Annotated in this window: 22 protein-coding genes; 12 read left to right on the forward strand and 10 right to left on the reverse strand. The window is 70.3% G+C overall.

The window, feature by feature from the left end; translation table 11 throughout:
* Positions 1–2: 2 nt before the first annotated feature.
* Positions 3–707, reverse strand: a complete 705-nt coding sequence (locus ACZ5VQ_RS15865; protein ID WP_362082146.1) for a FadR/GntR family transcriptional regulator — start codon at positions 705–707, stop codon at positions 3–5.
* A gap of 110 nt (positions 708–817) precedes the next feature.
* On the opposite strand from ACZ5VQ_RS15865, the gene ACZ5VQ_RS15870 reads away from it, so the two are divergent.
* From ACZ5VQ_RS15870 to ACZ5VQ_RS15885, 4 genes are all read left to right on the forward strand, one after another.
* Positions 818–2176 (forward strand): CynX/NimT family MFS transporter, encoded by a 1359-nt coding sequence (locus ACZ5VQ_RS15870; RefSeq protein WP_469105359.1) that lies wholly within the window; start codon positions 818–820, stop codon positions 2174–2176.
* Between the two features lie 167 nt (positions 2177–2343).
* Positions 2344–2460, forward strand: coding sequence for an SGM_5486 family transporter-associated protein (locus tag ACZ5VQ_RS15875; protein ID WP_107102519.1), 117 nt, complete (start codon positions 2344–2346; stop codon positions 2458–2460).
* A gap of 201 nt (positions 2461–2661) precedes the next feature.
* Positions 2662–2877, forward strand: a complete 216-nt coding sequence (locus ACZ5VQ_RS15880; RefSeq protein WP_362082140.1) for a hypothetical protein — start codon at positions 2662–2664, stop codon at positions 2875–2877.
* A 76-nt stretch (positions 2878–2953) separates the two neighbouring features.
* Complete coding sequence (locus ACZ5VQ_RS15885; RefSeq protein WP_469105360.1) at positions 2954–3472, forward strand: SixA phosphatase family protein; 519 nt, start codon at positions 2954–2956, stop codon at positions 3470–3472.
* 106 nt (positions 3473–3578) lie between these two features.
* On the opposite strand, the gene serB is transcribed toward ACZ5VQ_RS15885, so the two are convergent.
* Both serB and ACZ5VQ_RS15895 read right to left on the reverse strand, forming a co-directional pair.
* Positions 3579–4784, reverse strand: coding sequence for a phosphoserine phosphatase SerB (serB, locus tag ACZ5VQ_RS15890; protein WP_362082134.1), 1206 nt, complete (start codon positions 4782–4784; stop codon positions 3579–3581).
* Positions 4785–4936: 152 nt separating this feature from the next.
* Positions 4937–6892 (reverse strand): streptophobe family protein, encoded by a 1956-nt coding sequence (locus tag ACZ5VQ_RS15895; protein WP_469105361.1) that lies wholly within the window; start codon positions 6890–6892, stop codon positions 4937–4939.
* A 241-nt stretch (positions 6893–7133) separates the two neighbouring features.
* On the opposite strand from ACZ5VQ_RS15895, the gene ACZ5VQ_RS15900 reads away from it, so the two are divergent.
* Positions 7134–9644 carry an ABC transporter ATP-binding protein/permease gene (locus tag ACZ5VQ_RS15900; protein ID WP_469105385.1) on the forward strand — a complete coding sequence of 837 codons (2511 nt, stop codon included), beginning with the start codon at positions 7134–7136 and terminating at the stop codon, positions 9642–9644.
* 119 nt (positions 9645–9763) lie between these two features.
* On the opposite strand, the gene ACZ5VQ_RS15905 is transcribed toward ACZ5VQ_RS15900, so the two are convergent.
* The 3 genes from ACZ5VQ_RS15905 to ACZ5VQ_RS15915 form a co-directional block, all read right to left on the reverse strand.
* A complete protein-coding gene (locus ACZ5VQ_RS15905) occupies positions 9764–10474 on the reverse strand; it encodes a transglycosylase SLT domain-containing protein (protein WP_469105362.1) in 711 nt (236 codons plus the stop codon).
* Positions 10475–10773: 299 nt separating this feature from the next.
* The gene (locus ACZ5VQ_RS15910) at positions 10774–11916 is read right to left on the reverse strand and encodes an S-adenosylmethionine:tRNA ribosyltransferase-isomerase (protein ID WP_469105363.1); all 1143 of its coding nucleotides are present in this window, start codon (positions 11914–11916) and stop codon (positions 10774–10776) included.
* Positions 11913–12608, reverse strand: coding sequence for an SDR family NAD(P)-dependent oxidoreductase (locus ACZ5VQ_RS15915; RefSeq protein ID WP_469105364.1), 696 nt, complete (start codon positions 12606–12608; stop codon positions 11913–11915). The genes ACZ5VQ_RS15910 and ACZ5VQ_RS15915 overlap by 4 nt, the downstream gene beginning before the upstream one ends.
* A 189-nt stretch (positions 12609–12797) precedes the next feature.
* Between ACZ5VQ_RS15915 and ACZ5VQ_RS15920 the strand changes: the two genes are divergently transcribed.
* From ACZ5VQ_RS15920 to chpE, 3 genes are all read left to right on the forward strand, one after another.
* The gene (locus ACZ5VQ_RS15920) at positions 12798–13943 is read left to right on the forward strand and encodes a GAF domain-containing sensor histidine kinase (protein ID WP_469105365.1); all 1146 of its coding nucleotides are present in this window, start codon (positions 12798–12800) and stop codon (positions 13941–13943) included.
* Positions 13936–14577, forward strand: coding sequence for a response regulator (locus ACZ5VQ_RS15925; RefSeq protein WP_469105366.1), 642 nt, complete (start codon positions 13936–13938; stop codon positions 14575–14577). Before ACZ5VQ_RS15920 ends, ACZ5VQ_RS15925 begins: the two co-directional genes overlap by 8 nt.
* Positions 14578–14773: 196 nt before the next feature.
* Positions 14774–15019: a chaplin ChpE gene (chpE, locus tag ACZ5VQ_RS15930; RefSeq protein ID WP_055615420.1), complete on the forward strand. Its 246-nt coding sequence runs from the start codon at positions 14774–14776 to the stop codon at positions 15017–15019.
* 298 nt (positions 15020–15317) lie between these two features.
* On the opposite strand, the gene ACZ5VQ_RS15935 is transcribed toward chpE, so the two are convergent.
* Positions 15318–16106 carry a hypothetical protein gene (locus tag ACZ5VQ_RS15935; protein ID WP_469105367.1) on the reverse strand — a complete coding sequence of 263 codons (789 nt, stop codon included), beginning with the start codon at positions 16104–16106 and terminating at the stop codon, positions 15318–15320.
* Positions 16107–16228: 122 nt separating this feature from the next.
* On the opposite strand from ACZ5VQ_RS15935, the gene ACZ5VQ_RS15940 reads away from it, so the two are divergent.
* The 3 genes from ACZ5VQ_RS15940 (at position 16229) to ACZ5VQ_RS15950 (ending at position 18605) form a co-directional block, all read left to right on the forward strand.
* Complete coding sequence (locus ACZ5VQ_RS15940) at positions 16229–17020, forward strand: ABC transporter ATP-binding protein (RefSeq protein WP_143636951.1); 792 nt, start codon at positions 16229–16231, stop codon at positions 17018–17020.
* Positions 17021–17092: 72 nt separating this feature from the next.
* Positions 17093–17524, forward strand: a complete 432-nt coding sequence (locus tag ACZ5VQ_RS15945) for an NfeD family protein (RefSeq protein WP_362082113.1) — start codon at positions 17093–17095, stop codon at positions 17522–17524.
* Positions 17525–17654: 130 nt separating this feature from the next.
* Positions 17655–18605, forward strand: a complete 951-nt coding sequence (locus ACZ5VQ_RS15950; RefSeq protein ID WP_469105368.1) for an SPFH domain-containing protein — start codon at positions 17655–17657, stop codon at positions 18603–18605.
* 182 nt (positions 18606–18787) lie between these two features.
* Here the strand turns inward: ACZ5VQ_RS15950 and ACZ5VQ_RS15955 are convergent, their stop codons facing one another.
* The 3 genes from ACZ5VQ_RS15955 to ACZ5VQ_RS15965 all read right to left on the reverse strand — a co-directional run bounded on the left by ACZ5VQ_RS15955 (position 18788) and on the right by ACZ5VQ_RS15965 (position 20815).
* Positions 18788–19294: an HNH endonuclease gene (locus ACZ5VQ_RS15955; RefSeq protein ID WP_469105369.1), complete on the reverse strand. Its 507-nt coding sequence runs from the start codon at positions 19292–19294 to the stop codon at positions 18788–18790.
* A gap of 145 nt (positions 19295–19439) precedes the next feature.
* Entirely contained in the window at positions 19440–19979 is a 540-nt protein-coding gene (locus ACZ5VQ_RS15960) for a YbhB/YbcL family Raf kinase inhibitor-like protein (protein ID WP_469105370.1), read from the reverse strand.
* A gap of 50 nt (positions 19980–20029) precedes the next feature.
* Entirely contained in the window at positions 20030–20815 is a 786-nt protein-coding gene (locus ACZ5VQ_RS15965) for a sporulation protein (RefSeq protein ID WP_269651918.1), read from the reverse strand.
* A gap of 167 nt (positions 20816–20982) precedes the next feature.
* On the opposite strand from ACZ5VQ_RS15965, the gene ACZ5VQ_RS15970 reads away from it, so the two are divergent.
* Complete coding sequence (locus tag ACZ5VQ_RS15970) at positions 20983–21624, forward strand: DNA-3-methyladenine glycosylase (protein WP_469105371.1); 642 nt, start codon at positions 20983–20985, stop codon at positions 21622–21624.
* Positions 21625–21972: the final 348 nt, after the last annotated feature.

A 21972-nucleotide genomic window follows, 5' to 3' on the forward strand; every position in this document is an offset into this window, starting at 1 on the left:
GCTCAGGCCGAGGCGGCGTCCGGTTGTTCCACGGCGGGGCGGCCCGGGCGGCACAGGAAGGGATAGCCCGCCGCCTCGGCGGCAGCCGTCTCCGCGTCGCCGGCGCGGATGGCGTCGACCAGACGCGTGTGGTCCATGTACGTCTCGGGCGTCAGCTCCTCGCCCACGTCCTCGCGCAGCCAGTCGCGCACGACCTCGCCCAGGTCCGCGTACATCGCTGTCATGACGTCGTTGTGGGACGCGGCGACCACGGCCAGGTGGAAGGTCGTGTCGGCGGTCACGAAGGCCTCCGCGTCGCCCGACTCCCAGGCCTCCTCCCGGCGTACAAGGAGGGCGTCCAGCTGCTTCAGATCGCGCTCCGTGCGGCGCTCGGCGGCCAGCTTCGCGGCGCTCGACTCCAGCGTGGAGCGCAGCTCGGCGATGTGCCGGGGATCGGCGTCCGCGAAGCGGCGGTGCATCACGCCCGCCAGCTCACTGGTCGCCACGACGTACGTGCCCGAGCCCTGGCGGATGTCGAGCAGGCCGTTGTGCGCGAGCGCGCGGACGGCCTCGCGGACCGTGTTCCGGGCGACCCCCAGCTGCTCGACCAGCTCCGGCTCGGTGGGGATGCGGGAGCCCACCGGCCACTCGCCCGATGTGATCTGGTTCCGCAGCTCGGCGATGACCTGTTCGGACAGTGCCGATCGGCGGGGGTGGCTCAACGGCATGACGGTCCTTCGCGCCAGGGGTGCACCGGGAGGACGCACCGGGATGCGTGTCAGGGGATTGTGCCCCAGGTGTGCACCAGGGATTGGACAACCAATCATCCCATGATTCTATGATGGCTGGCATGACTGGCGAGGAAACCCGGACGGCGATGTCCCCACCGATACGCAGCTCCGCACAGGACGCGGAACTCCGACCGCCCGCCACGCGCGCGTGGATGACGCGTGTGGTGATCATCGGCATCGTCCTCACCGCCCTCAACCTGCGCCCCGCCATCACCAGCCTCGGCGCCCTCCTCGAAGAGGTGCGCGACGGGCTCGGCATGAGCGGCAGCTTCGCCGGGCTCCTCACCTCCGTACCGCCGCTGTGCTTCGCCGTCTTCGGCGTCATGGCACCGCGTCTCGCCCGCCGCTTCGGACCCGCCGCCGTGGTCTGCGCCGGCATGGTCGCGATCGCCGCGGGACTGGCGATCCGGCCCTTCGCCGGGAACACGGCCGGCTTCCTGGTCGCCAGCGCCCTCGCGCTCATGGGCATCGCGGTCAGCAACGTCCTGATGCCGGTGATCGTCAAGCGCTGGTTCCCTGACCGGGTCGGCTCCATGACAGGCCTCTACTCCATGGCCCTCGCCCTCGGCACCGCCGCCGCGGCCGCCGTCACCGTGCCCATGACCCGCGCCCTGGGCGGCAGTTGGCATGCGGGGCTCGCCGTCTGGGCGGGGCTCGCGGCCGTCGCCGTACTGCCGTGGATTCCACTCGTACGGGCCCGGGGCACGGCCCTGTCCGCGGACGCCGGCCCGGCCTCGGCTTCGGCTTCGGCTCTGGCTCCGGCTCCGGCTCGTGACGCTTCCTCAGCCTCCGCGGCCGGTCAGGAACCCTCCCCGCTGCGGATCACCCGGAGCCGTACCGCCTGGGCGCTGGCCGTCTTCTTCGGGCTCCAGGCCACCGCCGCGTACATCACGATGGGCTGGATGGCGCAGATCTTCCGGGACGCGGGTGTCCCGGCGGGCACGGCCGGACTGCTGCTCGCCGTCACGATGGTGATGGGCGTGCCGCTGGCCTTCGTCATCCCGCGGCTTGCCACGCGCCTGCCCCACCAGGGGCCGATCGTGGTCGCCCTCGGGGTCTGCGGCCTCGTCGGCTACGCGGGCCTGTACCTCGCCCCTGCGGGCGGTGCCTGGGCGTGGGCGCTGCTGCTCGGCATCGCCAACTGCGCGTTCCCGCTGGCCCTCACCATGGTCGGCATGCGGGCCAGGACCGGGGCGGGGGTCGCGCAGCTCTCCGCCTTCGCACAGAGCACCGGGTACCTCATCTCGATCCCCGGTCCGCTCCTGGTGGGCGTGCTCTACCAGCACAGCGGCGGCTGGGGGCTGCCGATCGCGCTCATGGCGGGCCTGATGATCCCGCAGATCGTGGTGGGCATCCTGGCCGGCCGCGACCGCACGGTGGAGGACGAGGCCGCGCGTCGGCCGTGACCTCGCCGCGCCACCATCCGCGTACGGATCCGACCTGCGCGCCACCACCGGCGTGCGCACCCCACCCGCGCGCGGACGCCCGTGACCGGACCCCACCCCTGACCGGACCCCACCCCTGACCGGACCCCACCCGTGAGCGGTCGGCCGAGGGGTGCGAAACTGGTCGCATGCCCGTGCTCGATCCGAACCCCCAGAACGGCCAGAAGAAGATGCTGCTCGTCTTCGGCGCGTTTCTCCTCATCTTCGTGATCATCGGCGTCATCGCGTCGATCGCCTCGCCCTGACCCGTCGGAAGCCCGCCCGGGCCCTCCGGCGTGACACCTCCGCGAGGCGATGGTGGGGGTAGCCCCACCATCCCCTAGGGGGTGAGTGTCAGGGTCAAGTGGGTGGATCTCCGGATGGGTTGAGGGCTCCGGAGTCCGTAACTTCGAGATGTGACCGCGAGGACGCGGACCACGGACCACTCGAAGCCCCACGGAGGCGGCATGTCGGCCCCAACGCACATCCCGCCCCACCCGGCGACCAGGCGTGGCGTCGAGACCCGGCTCCCCTGGTGGGCCCTCGTCCTCCCCGCGCTCGCCTTCGTCGCGCTGCTCCTGGTGATACTGAACCCCGCCGACGCCCAGGCGGCAGGCGGCGACCCGGCGGTCGGCCGGCTCTTCGAGCAGGTCCAGCAGATCGTGCTGCACCAGGGCTCCTGAGCTCCCCGCACACCACGCCGGGGCAGCGAGTCAACTCCCTGCGCCCCATGGCGTGTTTCGTGCGAAGCTGGGAACCATGAGCGTCGCAGAACCCCGCAGGATTGTCCTTTTCCGGCATGCGAAAGCCGACTGGCCCGAGGTCTCCGATCATGAGCGGCCGCTCGCTGAGCGGGGCCGCAAGGACGCCGCCGTCGCCGGACGCAGGCTGGCCGACACCGGCATCCCCTTCGATCTGGCCCTCTGCTCCACAGCGACCCGGACCCGCGAGACATGGAAACTCGCCGTCCACGAGCTCCCCCACCGGCCGAAAACGGTCTATGAGGAGCGGCTCTACGAGGTCTCCCCCGGCGAGCTGATCGCCGTCCTCAACGAAACCCCCGACGATGTGCAGAACGCACTCCTGATCGGCCACAACCCCGGCGTGCAGGGCCTCGCCGACATCCTGGCCGGCCGGTCCGAGGGCGACGCGCAGGAGCGGATGAGCCGCCTGGGCTTCCCCGCGGCCGCCTTCGCCGTGCTCTCCTTCACCGGTTCCTGGAAGGCCCTGGAGCCGGGTGTGGCCACGCTGCTCGACTACTGGGCGCCGTCCGAGTAGACCCGGTCGTTCCCGCCCCTCACACCTCACGCCTCACTTCTCACGCGGACGGGGCCCGGCACCATCACGGTGCCGGGCCCCGTTCACGTCGTGGGCGCGGGAGAACTCAGTCCACGTGCATGTCCGCCGCCTCGACCTCTTCCCGTGTCACGCCCAGCAGGTACAGGACCGTGTCCAGGAAGGGGAAGTTCACCGCGGTGTGCGCGGCCTGGCGCACCACCGGCTTGGCGTTGAAGGCGACCCCGAGGCCGGCCGCGTTGAGCATGTCCAGGTCGTTGGCGCCGTCGCCGATCGCCACGGTCTGGGCGAGCGGCACCCCCGCCTCCGCGGCGAACCGGCGCAGCAGCCGCGCCTTGCCCGCCCGGTCCACGATCTCGCCGGTGACCCTGCCCGTCAGCTTCCCGTCGACGATCTCCAGGGTGTTGGCCTGGGCGAAGTCCAGCCCAAGACGCTCCTTGAGGTCGTCCGTGACCTGCGTGAACCCGCCCGAGACGACACCGACCTGGAAGCCGAGCCGCTTCAGCGTACGGATCAGCGTGCGCGCCCCCGGGGTGAGCCGTACCTCGCTGCGCACCTTGTCCACCACGGAGGCGTCGAGTCCCTTGAGCAGGGCCACGCGCGCGTGCAGTGACTGCTCGAAGTCCAGTTCCCCGCGCATCGCGGCCGCCGTCACCTCGGCGACCTCGTCCTCACAGCCGGCGTGCGCGGCGAAGAGCTCGATGACCTCGTCCTGGATGAGCGTGGAGTCCACGTCCATGACCACCAGACGCTGGGCCCGCCGGTGCAGCCCCGCCGCGACCACCGCGATGTCGACGCCCAGGGCAGCCGCCTCGGTCACCAGGGCGGTCCGCAGCTCCTCCGGCTCCGTACCGGACACGGCGAACTCGACGGCCGTCACCGGGTACTTGGCCAGCCGGAAGATTCGGTCGATGTTGCCGCCGGTCCCGGTGATCCGGGCGGCGATCGCGGCCGCCGACTCAGCGGTGAGCGGGTGTCCGAGCACGGTCACCAACGACCGGCCGTGCCCGCGCGGCCGGTTGTCGCCGAGGCCGGAGATGATCTCGGCCTGCAGCCTCATCGAGTCCGCCCAGCTGTGCACCGTGGCCCGCAGGTCGCCCTCCAGGCCGGCCGGCGGATGCGTCACGAGCGCGCACAGCACAATCCGGCCACGGGTGACGACCTGCTCGATGTCGACCACGTCGACCGAGTAGGCGGCGAGGGTGTCGAAGAGCCCGGCCGTGATTCCGGGCCGGTCCTTGCCGAAGATCTTGACAAGGAGAGTGGGGACTTCAGCGGTTTGTGATGCGCTCATGGTGTTTCCACCGTATCCGGCACCCCGTGCCGCACGCTGCTGAGGTCCGCCTGACGGACAGGGAACAGTGGGTGTCGCCGAGGTGTCCGCGGTCTTCACGAGCCGTGGCGCCCACACGCCACGGCCCGGGTCTGCATCGTCAGGGCCGCCGGTCAGCGCCGTCCTGGCGGCCTCCCGGACGGAGGCGGCGGCTCGTCCGGCGGGGGAGGCGGCGGCCCGTCCTGCGACGACCGGGGCCGGCGTCGCGGCCCCGGTGCGGGCGGCGGTGTGAACGGCCCGGCCACCGTGGGAGCGCCGTACACGTCGTTCGGCGGCCGCGCGCCAGGCGGTCGGGCACCCGGTGGCCACCCGCCCGGATCCTGCCCGCCCTGATCCCGTCCGTCCGGATTCCGCCCCCCGGGAGGTTGCCCGCCGGAGGGTTGGGCCCCGGGCGACCGTCGGCCGGGGGGCTGCGAGCCAGGGGGCCGGGGCCCGGAAGGCGGCGGCCCCGAGGACCGGTTCCGGTTGCCGGGGGACTGTGGTCCGGGCGGCGGCACACCGGGCCGTCGCCCGGACCCGGGCTCCCGCAACTCGTCGGGCAGCCGCAGGTACGGGTTCGTGTCGGGGTTCGCCGGCCGGTACGGCATACCGGGGTTGTAGGGCCCGCTCTCCCCGGCGACCTCGGCGAACGGCGGAGCGGAGGCGGGGGCCCCCTCGTCGGCGCCCACGTCACCCAGTGCCGGCGGTGCCGCGCGCCGCCCGGCGGCCCCGGTGGCGCACGCGAGCAGCGCCCCCACCGTCCCGGCGCCCGCACCCCACAGCGCCCCGAGCAGCAGCGCCATGCCGAGGTGCCCGTGCAGCTCTATCCCCGCGTCGAACGCGTCGATGCCCAGCACGGCCATCGAGGCGTCCACGGACACGTCCGTCAGCCAGACGAGCAGGGGCATCGCGAGCGCGGTCACGATCCCCAGCCGCAGCGCGCAGCGCCCGGCGAAACCGAGGACACCGACACCCCGGTCACCCGGGACGCCCCGCTCCCGTACGAACGGAGTGCGCACCGCGGTCAGCACGCCCGCGTAGAGCATCATCAGCGCCGCCGCGACCCCCAACAGCCAGACCCGGCTGTCCAGTTCGGCCAGCCGCCCCAGCGAGACGGACTGGTCGTCGGAAGCGCTCAGCAACTTGTCCAGGGGGTCGGGCAGGAACTGGACGAGCGGTCCCGACGCGCTGCCGTCCCACGGCACGAAGAGCCCGATCGGGATGCCCAGCCACACCCCGTTGGGCGCCCCGACCAGCGCGGCACCCGCGATGCGCTTCGGATTGTCGTCGCCGATGGCCGCGTACGCAGCCGCCGCGAGCCCGGCGAGGACCGCCACCAGCAACACCGTGACCAGCGCGGACGCGGCAGGACGCACCAGGCGGTGCATCGCGGTCAGGCCCCGCGGCAGCGGTGTCCGGCGTGAAGCCAGCAGTGCGATCGCCAGGACGCCGAGCACCCAGCCCAGGCCGCCCAGCAGCGTCGGCACGGTCTCGACGGTGAAGCCCACCTTGGCGTTCGCGTCCGCGAGATCCCCGAGCCGGTCGGGCAGCAGTCCGCCGATGTCACCGAGCCCGGGCACGTCCACCTCGTCGGGCAGCCCACCGCCCGGCAGCGAATCGAGCCCGAGCGAGCCGCCGTCGATGGTGATGACGTCGTGCCCCGCCCAGGCCAGACCGCCGAGCATCGCCACGAAGAGCGCCGCCACGGCGCCCGCGCGCGCGAACAGTTCGGCCGGTTCGATCACCGCTCCGGCCCCGCGCAGTGACCGTAAGAAGAACCAGGACAGCAGCAGCGCGCCCACCAGGCTCACGCCCAGTGGCGTGATCTGGAGGGCGGTGTCGGCCTGCGCGCCCTCAAGACCGAAGGCGGACACGTCGCCGGACGGTGTCACCGACCCACCCGCCCCGAGCGCCACAACCGCCGCGGTCATCGTCCCGAGCGAGCCCGCCGCGTCCGCGCCGAGCAGATGCAAGCCCAGCGCCGCCACGCCGGCCATGCCGATCAAGGCCCAGCTCACGGCTGCGATCGAGGTCAGCAGCACATCACCCCACGGCACACGCCTGCCGCGTCCCACGGTTCCGTCGCTCATCGTCAGCCCCCCGACTCCGCGCCGCGATGGTTCCACCGCGGTGTCCCTCTCGCGTGGGATTACCACTCTCCGGGCCGGTTTCAACCCAGTCAACGGAAACGGACAAGCCGCCCGTACGCGGTCTTCACAAGGCCCGACTTTCGGTCAGAGGGGTCCTACTGAAATAGTTCCCCACGATGTTCGACATCCCTAGACTCCCTGTGATGGGGGAACTTCGGGGGACAACTCAGTGGGGCATGGAGTGCCGGAACTCGTACTGGAATTGAACGGACGGACCTGGACGCTCGATGCGTCCAGGCCATACACCCTCGGACGTGATCCGCAGGGGGACATCGTGCTCGACGACGCCAGGGTTTCCTGGCGTCACGCCACGATCAGCTGGAGCGGCCGCAGTTGGGTCATCGAGGACCACGGCAGCACCAACGGCACATTCGTGCAGGGGCAGCGGATCCATCAGATGGAGATCGGCCCCGGCTCGGCCGTGCACCTCGGCAACGCTACCGACGGCCCGCGGCTGAGCCTGGGGGGCAACGCGGCCGCCGCCGCACCGCAGGCACAGCCCCAGCAGCAGCCGTACGCCGCGCAGGGCGCGCCCGCGGCCGGCTGGGCACAGCAGGCGCCGCAGCCGCAGCAGCACGCGCCGGAGCAGGGCTGGCAGCAGCCGCAGCAGGGCGCGCACATTCCGCCGCAGCAAGGACCCGGTGGGGGCGCGGGGGCGCCGCCGGTCTACGGCGACCGCAGCCCCACCACGTTCCACCAGTTCTCGCTCGGCCGTGTGATGCGCATCGGCCGTGCCCTGGAGAACGAGCTGGTCGTCTCCGACCTGCAGGTCTCGCGTCACCACGCGGAGTTCCACGCGACGCCGGACGGCCGCCAGGAGATCCGCGACCTCGGCTCGCACAACGGCACGTACGTCAACGGTATGCCGATCGCCAAGGGCGGCTCCGCGCTGCTCGGCCCGAACGACATCGTCGGCGTCGGCCACTCGACGTTCCGCCTGGTCGGCGACCGGCTCGAGGAGTTCGTCGACACCGGTGAGGTCTCGTTCTCGGCCCGCCATCTGACGGTCACGGTCGACGGCGGCAAGCAGATCCTCAAGGACGTCTCCTTCGGCGTACCGGAGAAGTCGCTCATCGCGGTCATCGGCCCGTCCGGGTCCGGCAAGTCGACGCTCCTGAAGGCGCTCACGGGCTACCGCCCCGCCAACCAGGGTGACGTCCTCTACGACAACCGGAACCTCTACAAGCAGTTCGCCGAGCTGCGTCAGCGCATCGGTCTGGTCCCGCAGGACGACATCCTGCACAAGGAGCTGACCGTCAAGAAGGCCCTCAAGTACGCGGCCAAACTGCGCTTCCCCGCGGACACCACGACGCAGGAGCGCGACGCCCGTATCGACGAGGTGCTGCGCGAGCTCAAGCTCGACATCCACAAGGAGAAGAAGGTCACCTCCCTCTCCGGTGGTCAGCGCAAGCGCGTCTCGGTGGCCCTGGAGCTGCTGACCAAGCCGTCGCTGATCTTCCTGGACGAGCCGACCTCCGGCCTCGACCCGGGCATGGACCGCGACGTCATGCAGCTGCTGCGCGGCCTCGCCGACGACGGCCGTACGGTCCTCGTCGTCACGCACTCGGTGGCCGAGCTGGCCATCTGCGACAAGCTTCTGGTCATGGCTCCCGGCGGCTCGGTGGCCTATTTCGGTCCGCCCGAGGAGGCCCTGAACTTCTTCGGCTACGACACCTGGGCCGATGTCTTCTCCGCCTTCGAGAACTACCGCGACTACGACTGGGCGGGCCGCTGGAAGGGCTCGCAGCACTACCAGATGTACGCCGCGGACATCGACGCGGTGGCTCCGCAGTCCGTAGACATGCCGTCGGCCCAGTCGATGCGCCCGCCCAAGCCACAGGGCTGGGGCTCGCAGCTGATGACCCTGATCCGCCGCTACACGTCGGTGATCGCGTCCGACAAGGGCTTCCTGGCGCTGACGGTGATCCTGCCGGCGGTGCTCGGCGCGGTGAGCCTGCTCATCGAGCCCGACAAGACGCTGCTGGTGAACAAGCAGCTGGGGCCGAACGGCCTGCCCATCCCGAACAGCACGGCCGCCACGGTGCTGCTGATCCTCGCGGTCGGCGCCTGCTTCGCGGGCGCCGCCAACTCGGTCCGTGAGCTGATCAAGGAACGGGTCATCTACGAGCGGGAGCGCGCGACCGGCCTGTCGCGCTCCGCGTATCTGATGTCCAAGGTGATCGTCCTGGGCGTGATCACCATGCTCCAGGGTGCGCTGGTCGGCGCGATCGGCTTCATGAGCCGGACGATCCCCGACGAGGGCCTGATCCTCGGTGGCGCGGTCGCGATCGAGCTCTCCCTGCCGATCATGGCGCTGGGCTTCACCTCGATGATGTTCGGCCTGGTCATCTCCTCGCTGGTGAAGACCGCCGAGAAGACCATGCCGCTGCTGGTCATGTTCGCGATCATCCAGGTCGTCTTCACCGGCTGTCTGTTCCCCCTGGCAGGGGCCCTGGGCGTCAACGAGTTCTCGTATCTGATGCCGTCGCGCTGGGCGGTCGGCGCCGCCGGCACCACGCTCGACTTCAACAAGATCAACCCGCACAACACGACCGACTCGGACCCGCTCTGGGACCATGAGGCGCTGACCTGGGCACTGGACATGGCCGCGCTGTTCGCGCTCGCCGCCGTCTGTGCCTTCCTCGTGGCGCGCTTCCTGCGCCGCCACGAGCCCGAGGTCATGCGCAAGTAGCCGGACCGTCCGGAGCCGGACCGTTCAAGCCGGACCGCTCAGGTGGACACACGCGAAGGGCGGCGCCCCGTTGGGGGTGCCGCCCTTTTCGGCGTACTCGTCAGAGGTCCGCGCAAACCTCAGTACGCGCTGTTGACGTTGTCGATCGAGCCGTACCGGTCGGCCGCGTAGTTGGCGGCGGCGGTGATGTTGGCGACCGGGTCGTACTGGCTCTTGGGCGTGCCGGCGACGTGGTACGCGTCGAAGGTCGGCTTGATGACCTGCAGCAGACCGATGGACGGGACACCGTTGATCGCGTTGATGTCCCAGTTGTTGATGGCGTTCGGGTCGCCCGCGGACTCCCGGATGATGTTGCGGTGCAGGCCGTCGTACGTACCCGGGATGCCGCGCTTCTTCATGATGTCCAGCGACTCGCGGATCCAGCCGTCCAGGTTGTTCGGGTAGGTCTTCGCGGCGGCCGGCTTGACGGCGGCACGCTTGGCGGACCGGCTCGCGGCCTCCTTCGCCTTGCGGGCGTCCTCGGCCTTCTTCTTCGCGGCGGCCTCCGCGGCCTTCTTGGCGGCCGCGGCGTCGGCGGCCTTCTTCTTCGCGGCGGCGGCCTGGGCGTCGGCCAGCTGTCCGCTGAGACCGGCCGTGGCGGGCTTGAGCTGCTCGGCGGAGAAGGCGACCGGAGCGGCGGAGACCGAGTCGGCGCTGGCCTGCTGGGTGTTCCCCGGCACGAGCGAGAACGCGAGGGCCGCGGCGCCGAGCGTGGCGACACCGGCGATGGAGAGCTTGTGGGTCTTGGTCAGCGCGGGGCTATGACCAGGAGTGATGTTCTGCTTGGGCATGGCTGATGGACCTCTTCGAATAGCGCGGAGGTCGCTCTCGGCCCGATGGGGACAAAGTGTTTCCGGGACAAGCGCCGTGGGTAGTGGCCCGCGGCGCCGAGCGACCGGTGGCCATTCTTAGCGGTCGCAATTTTCTGTGGCAAAGGTGTGACGTACGACCCCGGGTAGTGGAGCCGGGAAGGGCAAATCGGGGCAGACTGACACGTCTGCCCCGCTCACCAGGAGTCCCTTTGTCTCCTAGGTCCCTTCGTACGTGATGTGCGTCCTATGTGCGGGCTCACACCCGCCCCGGTCCTGTCTCACCGGTAGTTGCTGGAGCAATGCTCTGTGTGAGGAGCCTCCTCCGAGAGGATGAGGTGCACGTCGCCGAACTCGTGCCACAGGTAGCGCCCCCGCAGCGCCGCCTCGTACCCACGGTCGATCGCGGCCCGCCCCGCGACCGCCTCCAGCATCAGCAGATGCGAGGCCTCGGGCTCGTGCAGCCCGGTCAGCAGCCCGTCGACGACCCCCACCCCGCGCTCCGGGGTCACCACGAGGTCGGTCCAGCCCTCCGCGGCCCGCACCACCCCGTCGGCACCGGTCGCCGACTCCACCGCCCGTACGGCCGTCGTACCGACGGCGACGACCCTGCCGTCTCCCGCCCGGGCCGCGTTGATCAGCCGCGCCGAGGTCTCCGGCACCGCGAAACGCTCCGGGTACGGCGGTTCGTGCGCCTCGGCCGAGGCGACCCCGGTGTGCAGCGTGACGGGCGCGAACTGCACACCCCGGCTCACCAGCGCCGCCACCAGCCGCGCGGTGAAGGGCCGAGCCGCGCTCGGCATCTCCGCACTGCCTGATCCGTCGGCGGCCGGCAGCGCGAACACCGTCTGGTACGCGGACAGCGGCTGGTCCCGCTCCGTATAGGAGTAACGAATGGGCCTCCCGTGCCGGCCCAGCAACCCCAGGACGTCGGCCTCCGGCATCGGGCCTTCCGGCCTCGGGCCCTCCGGCTCCGGCACCTGTCCGCCCGGTTCCGACGCCCGCCCCCACCACAACCGCGGACTCCGCCCCGTGAGGGGCTCCTCAAGGACGAGCCGTACGCCCCCGGGGAGACGCACCTCTGTCCCCGCGGGCCCACCCGCACGCGCGCGCGTGGTGCCCCTTCCGTCGGGATCCCGCACCTCCACGGCCCAGCGCCCGTCGTCCCCGCGCGTGGAGAAATGCACCACCACGCGCGCGTGCCCGATCCTCCCGTCCACCGCGGCCGCCAGCGTCGGCGACGTGTTCACGATGAGCAGGTCCCCGGCTCTCAGCAGACACGGCAGCTCCGCGAACCCGTGATGCGACACTTCCGTACCGCGCGAGACGAGCAGCCGCACCGCGTCGCGGTCGAGCCCCCGGCCCCGCTGCTCGGCGGGCACCCGGGCCGACAACTCCTCCGGCACCCGAAGGGCCGTCGTCATCGCTGCTCCAGCAGCGCCGGCGCCCCGAAGCGCCCGCTCGCCGGACGCTGGTCGATCAGCCGCAGAAAGGAGGGCACGACACGGGCCGGCTCGGGCCGCGGATCCTCGTCGTCCGGCACGGCCGCCGCGTACAGATCGGTGCCCATGTCGCCGGGATCGACCGCCCAGACCCGCAGCCCGGGCTCCTCCTCCCCGAGCACCGCCGACAGATGGTCCAGCGCAGCCTTCGAGGCCCCGTAGCCGCCCCAGGTCTCGTACGCCTCGGCAGCGGCGTCCGAGCTGACATCGATCACCGCGCCCGTGGGGGACTCCCGCAGCAGCGGCAGCGCCTCCTGGATCAGCCCGAGCGCCGCGACCACGTTCACCTCCAGGGCCCGCCGCAGCCCGTCCAGGGCCAGCGCGTCGAGACGTACGAGCGGTTCGGCGCCCAGCGCGCTCGCGTTGTTCACCAGGAGATCGACGCCGCCGAGCCCCCGCGCCGCCGCCACCAGGCCGGCGCGATGAGCACCGTCCGTGACATCCCCCGGCAGTGCCTCCACCCGTGTCCCGTACTTGGCGAGGGCGGCAGCCGTCTCCTGGAGGACTCCCGCCGTTCTGGCGTCGAGCACCAGATCCCAGCCGCGCTCCGCCAGGGCCTCGGCGAGTGCGCGCCCCAACCCCTTCGAAGCCCCCGTGATGATCGCTACCGGCATGACTTCCGTCCCCTCGTCCCATGGCCGCCGCTCCCGGCGAGTGCCTCCAACGTAGGAACTGGACCGCCCTCGCCGCCTCGTGCGCGGGCCGCAGAGCGGAGGGGTCCTTCGGCCTAGGCCCAGCGGCCCAGGGAGGGCAAGCCACTGGTCGGATACGCGCTGTCACACCCCGCCGGTACCGTGAGGGTCATGAGCAAAGGACCCCGGTCGGGCCTGTCCGCGGTGAGTACCGCGCTGCTGGCCATGAGCCGACACCTCGAGGTGCGCGACGTCCTCAAGACGATCGTCGCCTCGGCCCGCGAACTGCTCGACGCGCAGTACGCGGCACTGGGGGTCCCCGACGACCACGGAGGCTTCGCCCAGTTCGTCGTCGACGGCGTCAGCGACGCCCAGTGGAAGGCCATCGGCCCGCTCCCGCGCCAGCACGGCATCCTCGCCGCGATGCTGCACGAGGCCCGCCCCGAGCGCCTCGCCGACGTGCGCGAGGACCCCCGCTTCGAGGGCTGGCCCTCCGCCCACCCCGACATGTCCGACTTCCTGGGCCTGCCCATCCGCGACGGCGACGAGGTCATGGGCGCCCTGTTCCTCGCGAACAAGAACTGCCCGAAACCGGAAGGCGGTTGCGGCTTCACCGAAGACGACGAGGAACTCCTGACGATCCTCGCCCAGCACGCCGCGATCGCCCTCACGAACGCCCGGCTGTATGAGCGCAGCCGCGAACTCACCATCGCCGAGGAGCGCTCCCGCCTCGCCCACGAACTGCACGACGCCGTCAGCCAGAAGCTGTTCTCCCTGCGCCTCACCGCCCAGGCCGCCGCTGCCCTGGTCGACCGCGACCCGGCCCGCGCCAAGGGTGAACTCCAGCAGGTGGCCGCCCTCGCCGCCGAGGCCGCCGACGAACTGCGCGCGGCCGTCGTCGAGTTGCGCCCCGCCGCACTCGACGAGGACGGACTGGTCGCCACGTTGCGCACCCAGATACAGGTCCTCGACCGTGCCCACTCCGCGCGCGTGACCTTCGACAGCTGCGGTGTCCGCGCGCTGCCCGCGTCCCAGGAGGAGGCCATGCTGCGCGTCGCCCAGGAGGCGCTGCACAACGCGCTGCGGCACTCCGGCGCCGCCCGCGTCGACGTCACCCTGGAGAGGCACGGGCCGGGCGCCGTCCTGCGCGTCGTCGACGACGGCGGCGGATTCGAACCCAGGGCGACGCGCCGCGCGGGCCGCCACCTGGGCCTCGTGTCCATGCGCGACCGGACCAACGGCGTCGGGGGCACGCTCACCGTGGAATCGGCGCCCGGAAAGGGCACCACCATCGAGATGGAGGTCCCTGGTGGCTGACGCAATCAAGGTGCTGCTCGTCGACGACCACCAAGTGGTCCGCCGGGGCCTGCGCACCTTCCTCGAAGTACAGGACGACATCGAGGTCGTGGGAGAGGCGCCCGACGGCGCCGAAGGAGTCGCCCGCGCCGAGGAGTTGAAACCCGACGTCGTCCTCATGGACGTCAAGATGCCGGGCATGGACGGCGTGGAGGCCCTGCGCAAGCTCCGCGAACTCGACAACCCCGCGCGCGTGCTCATCGTCACCAGCTTCACCGAGCAGCGCACGGTGATCCCGGCCCTGCGCGCGGGCGCCGCCGGGTACGTCTACAAGGACGTGGACCCCGACGCCCTCGCCGGAGCCATCCGCTCGGTCCACGCCGGACACATCCTGCTCCAGCCCGAGGTGGCGGGCGCGCTGCTGTCCCAGGAGGAGACCAACTACGGGCAGGGGAGGGGCAGCTCACTCACCGAGCGGGAGCGTGAGGTACTCAGCCTGATCGCCGACGGCCGCTCCAACCGCGAGATCGCCCGCGCCCTCGTCCTCTCCGAGAAGACCGTCAAGACGCACGTCTCGAACATCCTGATGAAACTCGACCTCGCCGACCGAACACAGGCCGCGCTGTGGGCCGTACGCCATGGTGTGACCGGCTGATGACCTGCTGATCCACCCGGCGGCGGCCTTTCCGGACAGCACTACGGACGGCAACACGGAGGGTTCCGTTCCGGACTGAGATTCATACCGTCGTGGGAATGTCCCCCGGATGGCGCATCCTTCCTGGATCTCCGCCGTTCTCCAGTGCGTGCTGCGGCGCTTTGCCGCAGTGGTTCACAAGGAGAGGGCTCAAGAAGTGAAGAACCTGAAGAAGGCCGCAGCCGTCACGATGGTGGCCGGTGGCCTGGTTGCCGCCGGTGCCGGTTTCGCCTCCGCCACCGATGGTGCGCACGCGGGCGGCAAGGCCGTTGGCTCGCCGGGCGTCGCCTCGGGCAACCTCGTCCAGGTCCCCGTCGCCATCCCGGTGAACGCGGTCGGCAACACGGTGAACGTTGTCGGCATCCTGAACCCGGCGTTCGGCAACGACGGCTTCAACGGCTGACGTTCGCGCCTCGGGTCACCAGTGACCACCGGCCTTCCAGGTACGCCTGGGGGGCCGGTCTGGTTTTCGGCCCGTCCGAACATCGCCCCGAACGGCATCGAGCCGTCCGACCGACTCACGACTGCGGGTACGCGGGGGCCGATCGCGCAGTTCCCCGCGCCCCCAAGAAAGCCGGGCCGGCTCTTTTCAGGGGCGCGGGGAACTGCGCAATCTTTTAAGGGGCGCGGGGAACGGCGCGACCAGCCACGACCCACCCGCAGCCGCTCGACAACACTCCCGCCGAGTCAGCGGGCGCAGCTCAGCGCGCCCCCCGCTCCCGCTCCTCCACAAACGCGTTGTACGCCGCCACCTGAGCCCGGCGAGCCGTCCGCTCGACCGGCCGCAGCGCTTCGGAGCGCGCGGCCATCTCGGACGCGCTCACGGCCCCGCCGTGCCCGTTCTCGTAGGCGACGGAGATGAGCAGCCCGACACGCTGGGCCAGCTCCAACACCCGTACCGCACGCGGCGGATAACCGGGGGCGAGTACCTCACGACCCCGCTCGGCCCGAGCCCGGTACGCGTCGATCGCCGCCTCGGCGACCGGACCCGACCCGGCGACATCGAGCCGCGACAGCATCTCCGTGGCGTCGCGCAGCGCCTCGGCGAGCTCCCGCTCCGCCTCGCCGAGGGACGGCACATCGGCCGGCGGCGCCTCCCGCACGGGCAAGCAGTGCCAGACGACCTCCACGTGGACATCGCCGTCGGGACCGGCCTCGTACACCTCCGGCACGAGCCCCAGCGCGGCCCCGTGACAGACCACCGCCTCCTCGGCATCCAAGGCACGGGCGTTGAAGTCGGGCGGCCCGCTCAGCCCGAGCGGATGCCCCGGCGCGGGCAGCGCGACCCGCAGACCGGTCACCCCGAGCGCGCGCAGCCGCCCCAGGGCGAGAGTGAGTCCGACGGGCGCGGTCTCACCGGGCAGCCCCTCGACCCGGTGCACCGCGTCCTCGCCGACGATGGCGACGACCGCGTCGTCCGGAGAGGCAAATCCGGCCAACAGGGCATTTCCCCATGATGCCAGCCGTCCTGAGCGTGGTTCCGAATGCATGGCTCCCACCCTAAGGACCGGCCGATGGATTGGACGGGTGGACCGGTGGCGTAGGTTTTCCCTGGGGGCTGCGTCCACAGACGTCAGCGACGGCCGAGACTGCAATGGGAGACAGCGCGCTCATGAGCGATGTTCTGGAGCTTGAGGACGTATCCGTGGTCCGAGAGGGCCGGGCTCTGGTGGACCAGGTCTCCTGGTCGGTCAAGGAAGGCGAGCGCTGGGTCATCCTCGGTCCCAACGGCGCCGGAAAAACGACCCTTCTGAACCTCGCCTCCAGCTACCTCTACCCCAGCCAGGGCACCGCCACCATCCTCGGCGAGACCCTCGGCAAGGTCGACGTCTTCGAGCTGCGCCCGCGCATCGGCATGGCCGGCATCGCCATGGCGGAGAAGCTCCCCAAGCGCCAGACCGTCCTGCAGACGGTCCTCACCGCCGCCTACGGCATGACGGCCGGCTGGCACGAGGACTACGAGGACGTCGACGAGCAGCGCGCCCGTGCCTTCCTCGACCGCCTCGGCATGACCGAGTTCGTGGACCGCAAGTTCGGCACGCTCTCCGAGGGCGAGCGCAAGCGCACCCTCATCGCCCGCGCGCTGATGACCGACCCCGAGCTCCTCCTCCTCGACGAGCCCGCCGCCGGTCTCGACCTCGGTGGCCGCGAGGACCTCGTACGCCGCCTCGGCCGCCTTGCCCGCGACCCGATCGCCCCCTCCATGCTCATGGTCACGCACCACGTCGAGGAGATCGCGCCGGGCTTCACCCACGTCCTGATGATCCGTCAGGGCAAGGTGCTCGCCGCCGGCCCCCTGGAGCTCGAACTCACCTCGCGCAACCTGTCGTTGTGCTTCGGCCTCCCCCTCGTCGTCGAACAGGTCGGTGAGCGCTGGACCGCGCAGGGCCTGCCCCTGTCCTGACAACCAGGAACACCTGCCCCAACTTGATCGGCGCCCTGTCGGGGACAGGACCCGCGGACCTACCATGACCACGTGGACGACATCGACGCATGGGTGTGGTGGCTGATCGGCGCGGTCGGGCTAGGAATCCCGCTCGTCGTGACCGCGATGCCGGAGTTCGGAATGCTCGCCGTCGGCGCCGTCGCGGGCGCCGTGACCGCAGGGCTCGGAGGCGGTGTGGTCCTCCAGGTGGTGGTCTTCGCCGCCGTCTCGGTGGCGCTCATCGCGGTCGTCCGCCCCGTCGCCGCCCGACATCGTTCCCAACGGCCCCAACTCGCCACAGGCATCGACGCCTTGAAGGGCAAACAGGCCGTCGTCCTGGAGAGAGTCGACGGTTCGGGTGGCCGGATCAAACTCGCCGGAGAGGTCTGGTCCGCACGCGCCCTCGACACCGGACGCGCCTACGAAGTAGGCCAAGAAGTGGACGTCGTGGAGATCGAAGGGGCCACAGCGATCGTCATGTGACTCCCGCGACGTCCAGTGAACGGAACGTCGCACGTGGCGAGTTGTGGTCTGACACACTCGTCGAGCAAGATCTTCGACAATCACAAGATCTTCCGGAAGCACCTAGGCGGAGAAGGGTACGGGGACCACGATGGAACCGATCATCATCGTCCTGATCATTCTGGTGGTGTTGGTCTTCATCGCATTGATCAAGACCATCCAGGTGATCCCACAGGCCAGCGCGGCCATCGTCGAGCGGTTCGGCCGCTACACGCGCACGCTCAACGCCGGCCTCAACATCGTCGTCCCGTTCATCGACTCGATCCGCAACCGCATCGACCTCCGTGAACAGGTCGTTCCGTTCCCGCCCCAGCCGGTGATCACCCAGGACAACCTGGTCGTGAACATCGACACCGTCATCTACTACCAGGTGACCGACGCCCGGGCCGCCACGTACGAGGTCGCCAGCTACATCCAGGCGATCGAGCAGCTCACCGTCACCACGCTCCGCAACATCATCGGTGGCATGGACCTGGAGCGGACCCTGACCTCCCGCGAGGAGATCAACGCGGCCCTGCGCGGAGTCCTCGACGAGGCCACCGGCAAGTGGGGCATCCGCGTCAACCGCGTCGAGCTCAAGGCGATCGAGCCGCCCACCTCCATCCAGGACTCGATGGAGAAGCAGATGCGCGCCGACCGTGACAAGCGCGCCGCGATCCTCACCGCCGAAGGTATCCGCCAGTCGCAGATCCTCACCGCCGAGGGCGAGAAGCAGTCCGCGATCCTGCGCGCCGAGGGTGAGGCCAGGGCCGCCGCACTGCGCGCCGAGGGCGAGGCCCAGGCCATCCGTACGGTCTTCGAGTCCATCCACGCCGGAGACGCGGACCAGAAGCTCCTCGCCTACCAGTACCTCCAGATGCTCCCGAAGATCGCCGAAGGCGACGCCAACAAGCTCTGGATCGTCCCCAGCGAGATCGGCGACGCCCTCAAGGGCCTCAGCGGCGCCATGGGCAACTTCGGCCCGATGGGCGGCATGGGCGGCGGAGGCGGCCAGTCCACCCCGCCCACAGAACGCCGAGAAAAGCCGTCGGTCACCGACTGACCCCGACTATGGAAAGCGGCTCCTCGTGTCCCTGATCAGGGACACGAGGAGCCGCTTCTTGCTTTTTGGGGGCGCGGGGAACGGCGCAATCTTCTGGCTTTTAGGGGCGCGGGGAACTGCGCGCCCAGCCACGACCCACCCGCACCCGACAACGCACCCGCACCTCGGCCAGAGCGAAGCGCCTACGCCGCCGGCTGCGCAAGCCACTCAGGCAAGGCCTCAAGATCCTCGCGCCCCAGCGCGAGCAACATCGCATCGGCCGGTGTCGGCTCGAACGGCTGCCGCAACAGCGGCATCCCCGCCTGCTCCGGCGTCCGCGCGGCCTTGCGGTGGTTGTCCTCCGCGCACGAGGCAACCGTGTTCAGCCAGGAGTCCTGACCACCCTGCGCCCGAGGCACGACGTGGTCCACGGTCGTCGCCCGACGACCGCAGTACGCGCACCTGTGCCGGTCGCGCACCAGCACACCCCGCCTCGACCACGGCGCTTGTCTTCGGAACGGCACCCGTACATAGCGGCAGAGCCTGATCACGCGGGGCGCGGGTATATCGAGCGCGGCTCCGCGCATACGCAGTTCGGGGTGGGCCTGCTCGACAACGGCCTTGTCCTGCAGCACCAGAACGACGGCTCGATTCAACGTCACCGTCGACAGCGGCTCAAAGCTCGCATTCAGCACCAGCGTGTCCCGCATCAAGCCCACCTCCCATGCGCACCGGCCCACCGCCTGGCGGGCTTGGATCAACTCTGGCCGGGCACGCCGAGATGGACAACGCAATAAAAACTGCCCGCCCCTGATCAATTCCAAGACCAGAGGCGGGCAAACGTTCAGTGAACGCTCAGCTGTCCGCGGGAGCCGCGTACTCGGCGACGATCTGCGCCCTTGCCAGCGTGTGGAACCGGAGATTGAAGCCCACGACGGCCGGGGAGGCGTCCGAGTCGGGGCCGAGATTCTCCTGGTCCACCGCGTACACCGTGAACACGTACCGGTGCGCCGGGTCCCCGGCGGGCGGCGCGGCGCCGCCGAAGTCCTTCGACCCGTAGTCGTTGCGCACCTGCACAGCGCCCTCGGGCAGGCCCTCGAACTTCCCCGTGCCGGCGCCCGTCGGCAGTTCCGCCACCGAGGCCGGAATGTCGAACACGACCCAGTGCCAGAAACCGCTCCCCGTAGGGGCGTCCGGGTCGAAGCACGTCACGGCGAAACTCTTGGTCTCCGGCGGGAAGCCTTCCCAGCGCAGCTGCGGCGAGGTGTTCCCGGCCGCGTAGACCTGAGCGTCCTTCAGCGTCGCGCCCGGCTCGACGTCCTCACTCGTGACCGTGAACGACGGCACGACGGGATGGAAGTCATGGGGAAGCGGCGGCCTCTTGGGCTCGGACACCTCGGCACCTCCTGATCGGTTCCTGATCCTTGGAAACTCTCGCCCCGAGCCTAGAACCAGTTGCGCTTACTACCGACCTCGGACAGCCACTGGTTGAGATACGCGGTCCAGTCGGTCCCCTGGAAGTCGTTGAGCCCCACCTTGAAGGAGCGGAACGTGTCGCTGCCCTCACTGAAGAGACCCGGCTTCTTGTCCATCTCCAGTACGACGTCCATCTCACGGTCGTCCGCGACGAAGCTGAGCTCGACCTGGTTGAGACCGCGGTACTGCTGCGGCGGGAAGAACTCGATCTCCTGGTAGAACGGCAGCTTCTGCCGCGTACCCCGGATGTGGCCGCGCTCCAGGTCCGCGTTCTTGAAGCGGAAGCCCAGCTGGATGAACGCGTCCAGCAGCGCCTGCTGCGCCGGCAGCGGATGCACGCTGATCGGGTCCAGGTCACCGGAGTCCACCGCGCGCGCGATCTCCAGCTCCGTGGTCACACCGACGTTCATCCCGCGCAGCGGCTGCCCGGCGATGGTGGTGATCGGCGTCTCCCACGGGATCTCGAGCCCGAATGGCACCGCGTGCACCCCGCCCGCCTGCAGCTCGAAGGCACCGCCGAGCCGCAGCTTCGTGAACTCGACGTCCTGCTTGTACTCCTGGTCGTCATGGCCCTCGACCTCGACCCGGGCCTGGAGACCGACCGACAGACCCTCGATCGCCTGGTTCACGGACCCGCCCTGGATCCGCACCTCACCCTGGACGACGCCGCCGGGAACGACGTTGACCTCGGTCAGCACCGTCTCGACCGAAGCCCCACCGGCCCCCAGGCTCGCGAGCAGCCGCTTGAACCCCATGTCTTTTCCTCCTCGGGCAACGCCCCGTTGTTGTTCTGTCCGGATCGGATCCTTGATCCATACAAACGCGATCCAGCCGTGTCCGGTTCCGCGCACTCACCCTGGCAAGACGCACGCTCCCTGACCACCCCGCACGCAGTCACACCTCTGCACTACGCTCGTACGCCATGATCGCGGCCCCTGACCGTACGCCCCTCACCCGGGAGTTCTTCGACCGACCCGTACTGGAGGTCGCACCGGACCTCCTGGGGCGCGTGCTCGTGCGCACCACCCCGGACGGCCCGATCGAACTCCGTCTCACGGAGGTCGAGGCCTACGACGGCCCGAACGATCCGGGCTCCCACGCCTATCGCGGCCGCACGGCCCGCAACGGCGTGATGTTCGGTCCGCCCGGGTACGTGTACGTCTACTTCACCTACGGCATGTGGCACTGCATGAACCTGGTGTGCGGCCCGGAGGGCAGGGCGAGCGCGGTCCTGCTCCGCGCCGGAGAGATCACCGAAGGCGCTGAACTGGCTCGCAAACGTCGACTTTCGGCCCGATATGACAGAGAACTGGCCAAAGGCCCCGCCCGCCTGGCCACGGCTCTCGGGATCGACCGGGCTTTCGACGGTACGGACGCATGCGCCACCGAGGGTTCACCCCTGAGCCTGCTCACGGGCACTCCGGTGCCCTCCGACCAGGTACGCAACGGTCCACGCACCGGTGTGTCCGGCGACGGAGGCGTCCACCCGTGGCGCTTCTGGGCCGACAACGACCCGACGGTGAGCCCTTATCGGGCCCACACCCCCCGCCGCCGCCGAACTTGACTCTCCCCTGGGGGGTCCGTAATGTAGCCCGAGCCGCTGAACCGGGTACGGCGTTCAGTCAGCAGTCGGAAGCGGCCAACCCACTACCTACGACTTCCTCTGAGCGAGGGCGAATTCGGCGTGCCTGCATGCCTGAATTCAAGCTTGCGGAACTCGATTATGAGTTGCTGAGGGAATCGGCTAACGTAGTGAATGTCGAAAGGCCGCGAGGCCAAAAGGCAAATCCCACCGACTGGGAATCACGGCCCGAAAGGGTCTGATAGAGTCGGAAACGCAAGACCGAAGGGAAGCGCCCGGAGGAAAGCCGCGAGAGAGTCTCTCGGGTGAGTACGAAGGAAGCGTCCGTTC

It is taken from the genome of Streptomyces sp. NPDC033178, assembly GCF_055577685.1.

Excerpts from the sequence above, each read along its gene's own strand:
- ACZ5VQ_RS15865 (WP_362082146.1), bottom strand. The coding sequence starts at position 707 with ATGCCGTTGAGCCACCCCCGCCGATCGGCACTGTCCGAACAGGTCATC.
- ACZ5VQ_RS15870 (WP_469105359.1), top strand. The coding sequence starts at position 818 with ATGATGGCTGGCATGACTGGCGAGGAAACCCGGACGGCGATGTCCCCA.
- ACZ5VQ_RS15875 (WP_107102519.1), top strand. The coding sequence starts at position 2,344 with ATGCCCGTGCTCGATCCGAACCCCCAGAACGGCCAGAAGAAGATGCTG.
- ACZ5VQ_RS15880 (WP_362082140.1), top strand. The coding sequence starts at position 2,662 with ATGTCGGCCCCAACGCACATCCCGCCCCACCCGGCGACCAGGCGTGGC.
- ACZ5VQ_RS15885 (WP_469105360.1), top strand. The coding sequence starts at position 2,954 with ATGAGCGTCGCAGAACCCCGCAGGATTGTCCTTTTCCGGCATGCGAAA.
- serB (WP_362082134.1), bottom strand. The coding sequence starts at position 4,784 with ATGAGCGCATCACAAACCGCTGAAGTCCCCACTCTCCTTGTCAAGATC.
- ACZ5VQ_RS15895 (WP_469105361.1), bottom strand. The coding sequence starts at position 6,892 with ATGAGCGACGGAACCGTGGGACGCGGCAGGCGTGTGCCGTGGGGTGAT.
- ACZ5VQ_RS15905 (WP_469105362.1), bottom strand. The coding sequence starts at position 10,474 with ATGCCCAAGCAGAACATCACTCCTGGTCATAGCCCCGCGCTGACCAAG.
- ACZ5VQ_RS15910 (WP_469105363.1), bottom strand. The coding sequence starts at position 11,916 with ATGACGACGGCCCTTCGGGTGCCGGAGGAGTTGTCGGCCCGGGTGCCC.
- ACZ5VQ_RS15915 (WP_469105364.1), bottom strand. The coding sequence starts at position 12,608 with ATGCCGGTAGCGATCATCACGGGGGCTTCGAAGGGGTTGGGGCGCGCA.
- ACZ5VQ_RS15920 (WP_469105365.1), top strand. The coding sequence starts at position 12,798 with ATGAGCAAAGGACCCCGGTCGGGCCTGTCCGCGGTGAGTACCGCGCTG.
- ACZ5VQ_RS15935 (WP_469105367.1), bottom strand. The coding sequence starts at position 16,106 with ATGCATTCGGAACCACGCTCAGGACGGCTGGCATCATGGGGAAATGCC.
- ACZ5VQ_RS15940 (WP_143636951.1), top strand. The coding sequence starts at position 16,229 with ATGAGCGATGTTCTGGAGCTTGAGGACGTATCCGTGGTCCGAGAGGGC.
- ACZ5VQ_RS15950 (WP_469105368.1), top strand. The coding sequence starts at position 17,655 with ATGGAACCGATCATCATCGTCCTGATCATTCTGGTGGTGTTGGTCTTC.
- ACZ5VQ_RS15955 (WP_469105369.1), bottom strand. The coding sequence starts at position 19,294 with ATGCGGGACACGCTGGTGCTGAATGCGAGCTTTGAGCCGCTGTCGACG.
- ACZ5VQ_RS15965 (WP_269651918.1), bottom strand. The coding sequence starts at position 20,815 with ATGGGGTTCAAGCGGCTGCTCGCGAGCCTGGGGGCCGGTGGGGCTTCG.
- ACZ5VQ_RS15970 (WP_469105371.1), top strand. The coding sequence starts at position 20,983 with ATGATCGCGGCCCCTGACCGTACGCCCCTCACCCGGGAGTTCTTCGAC.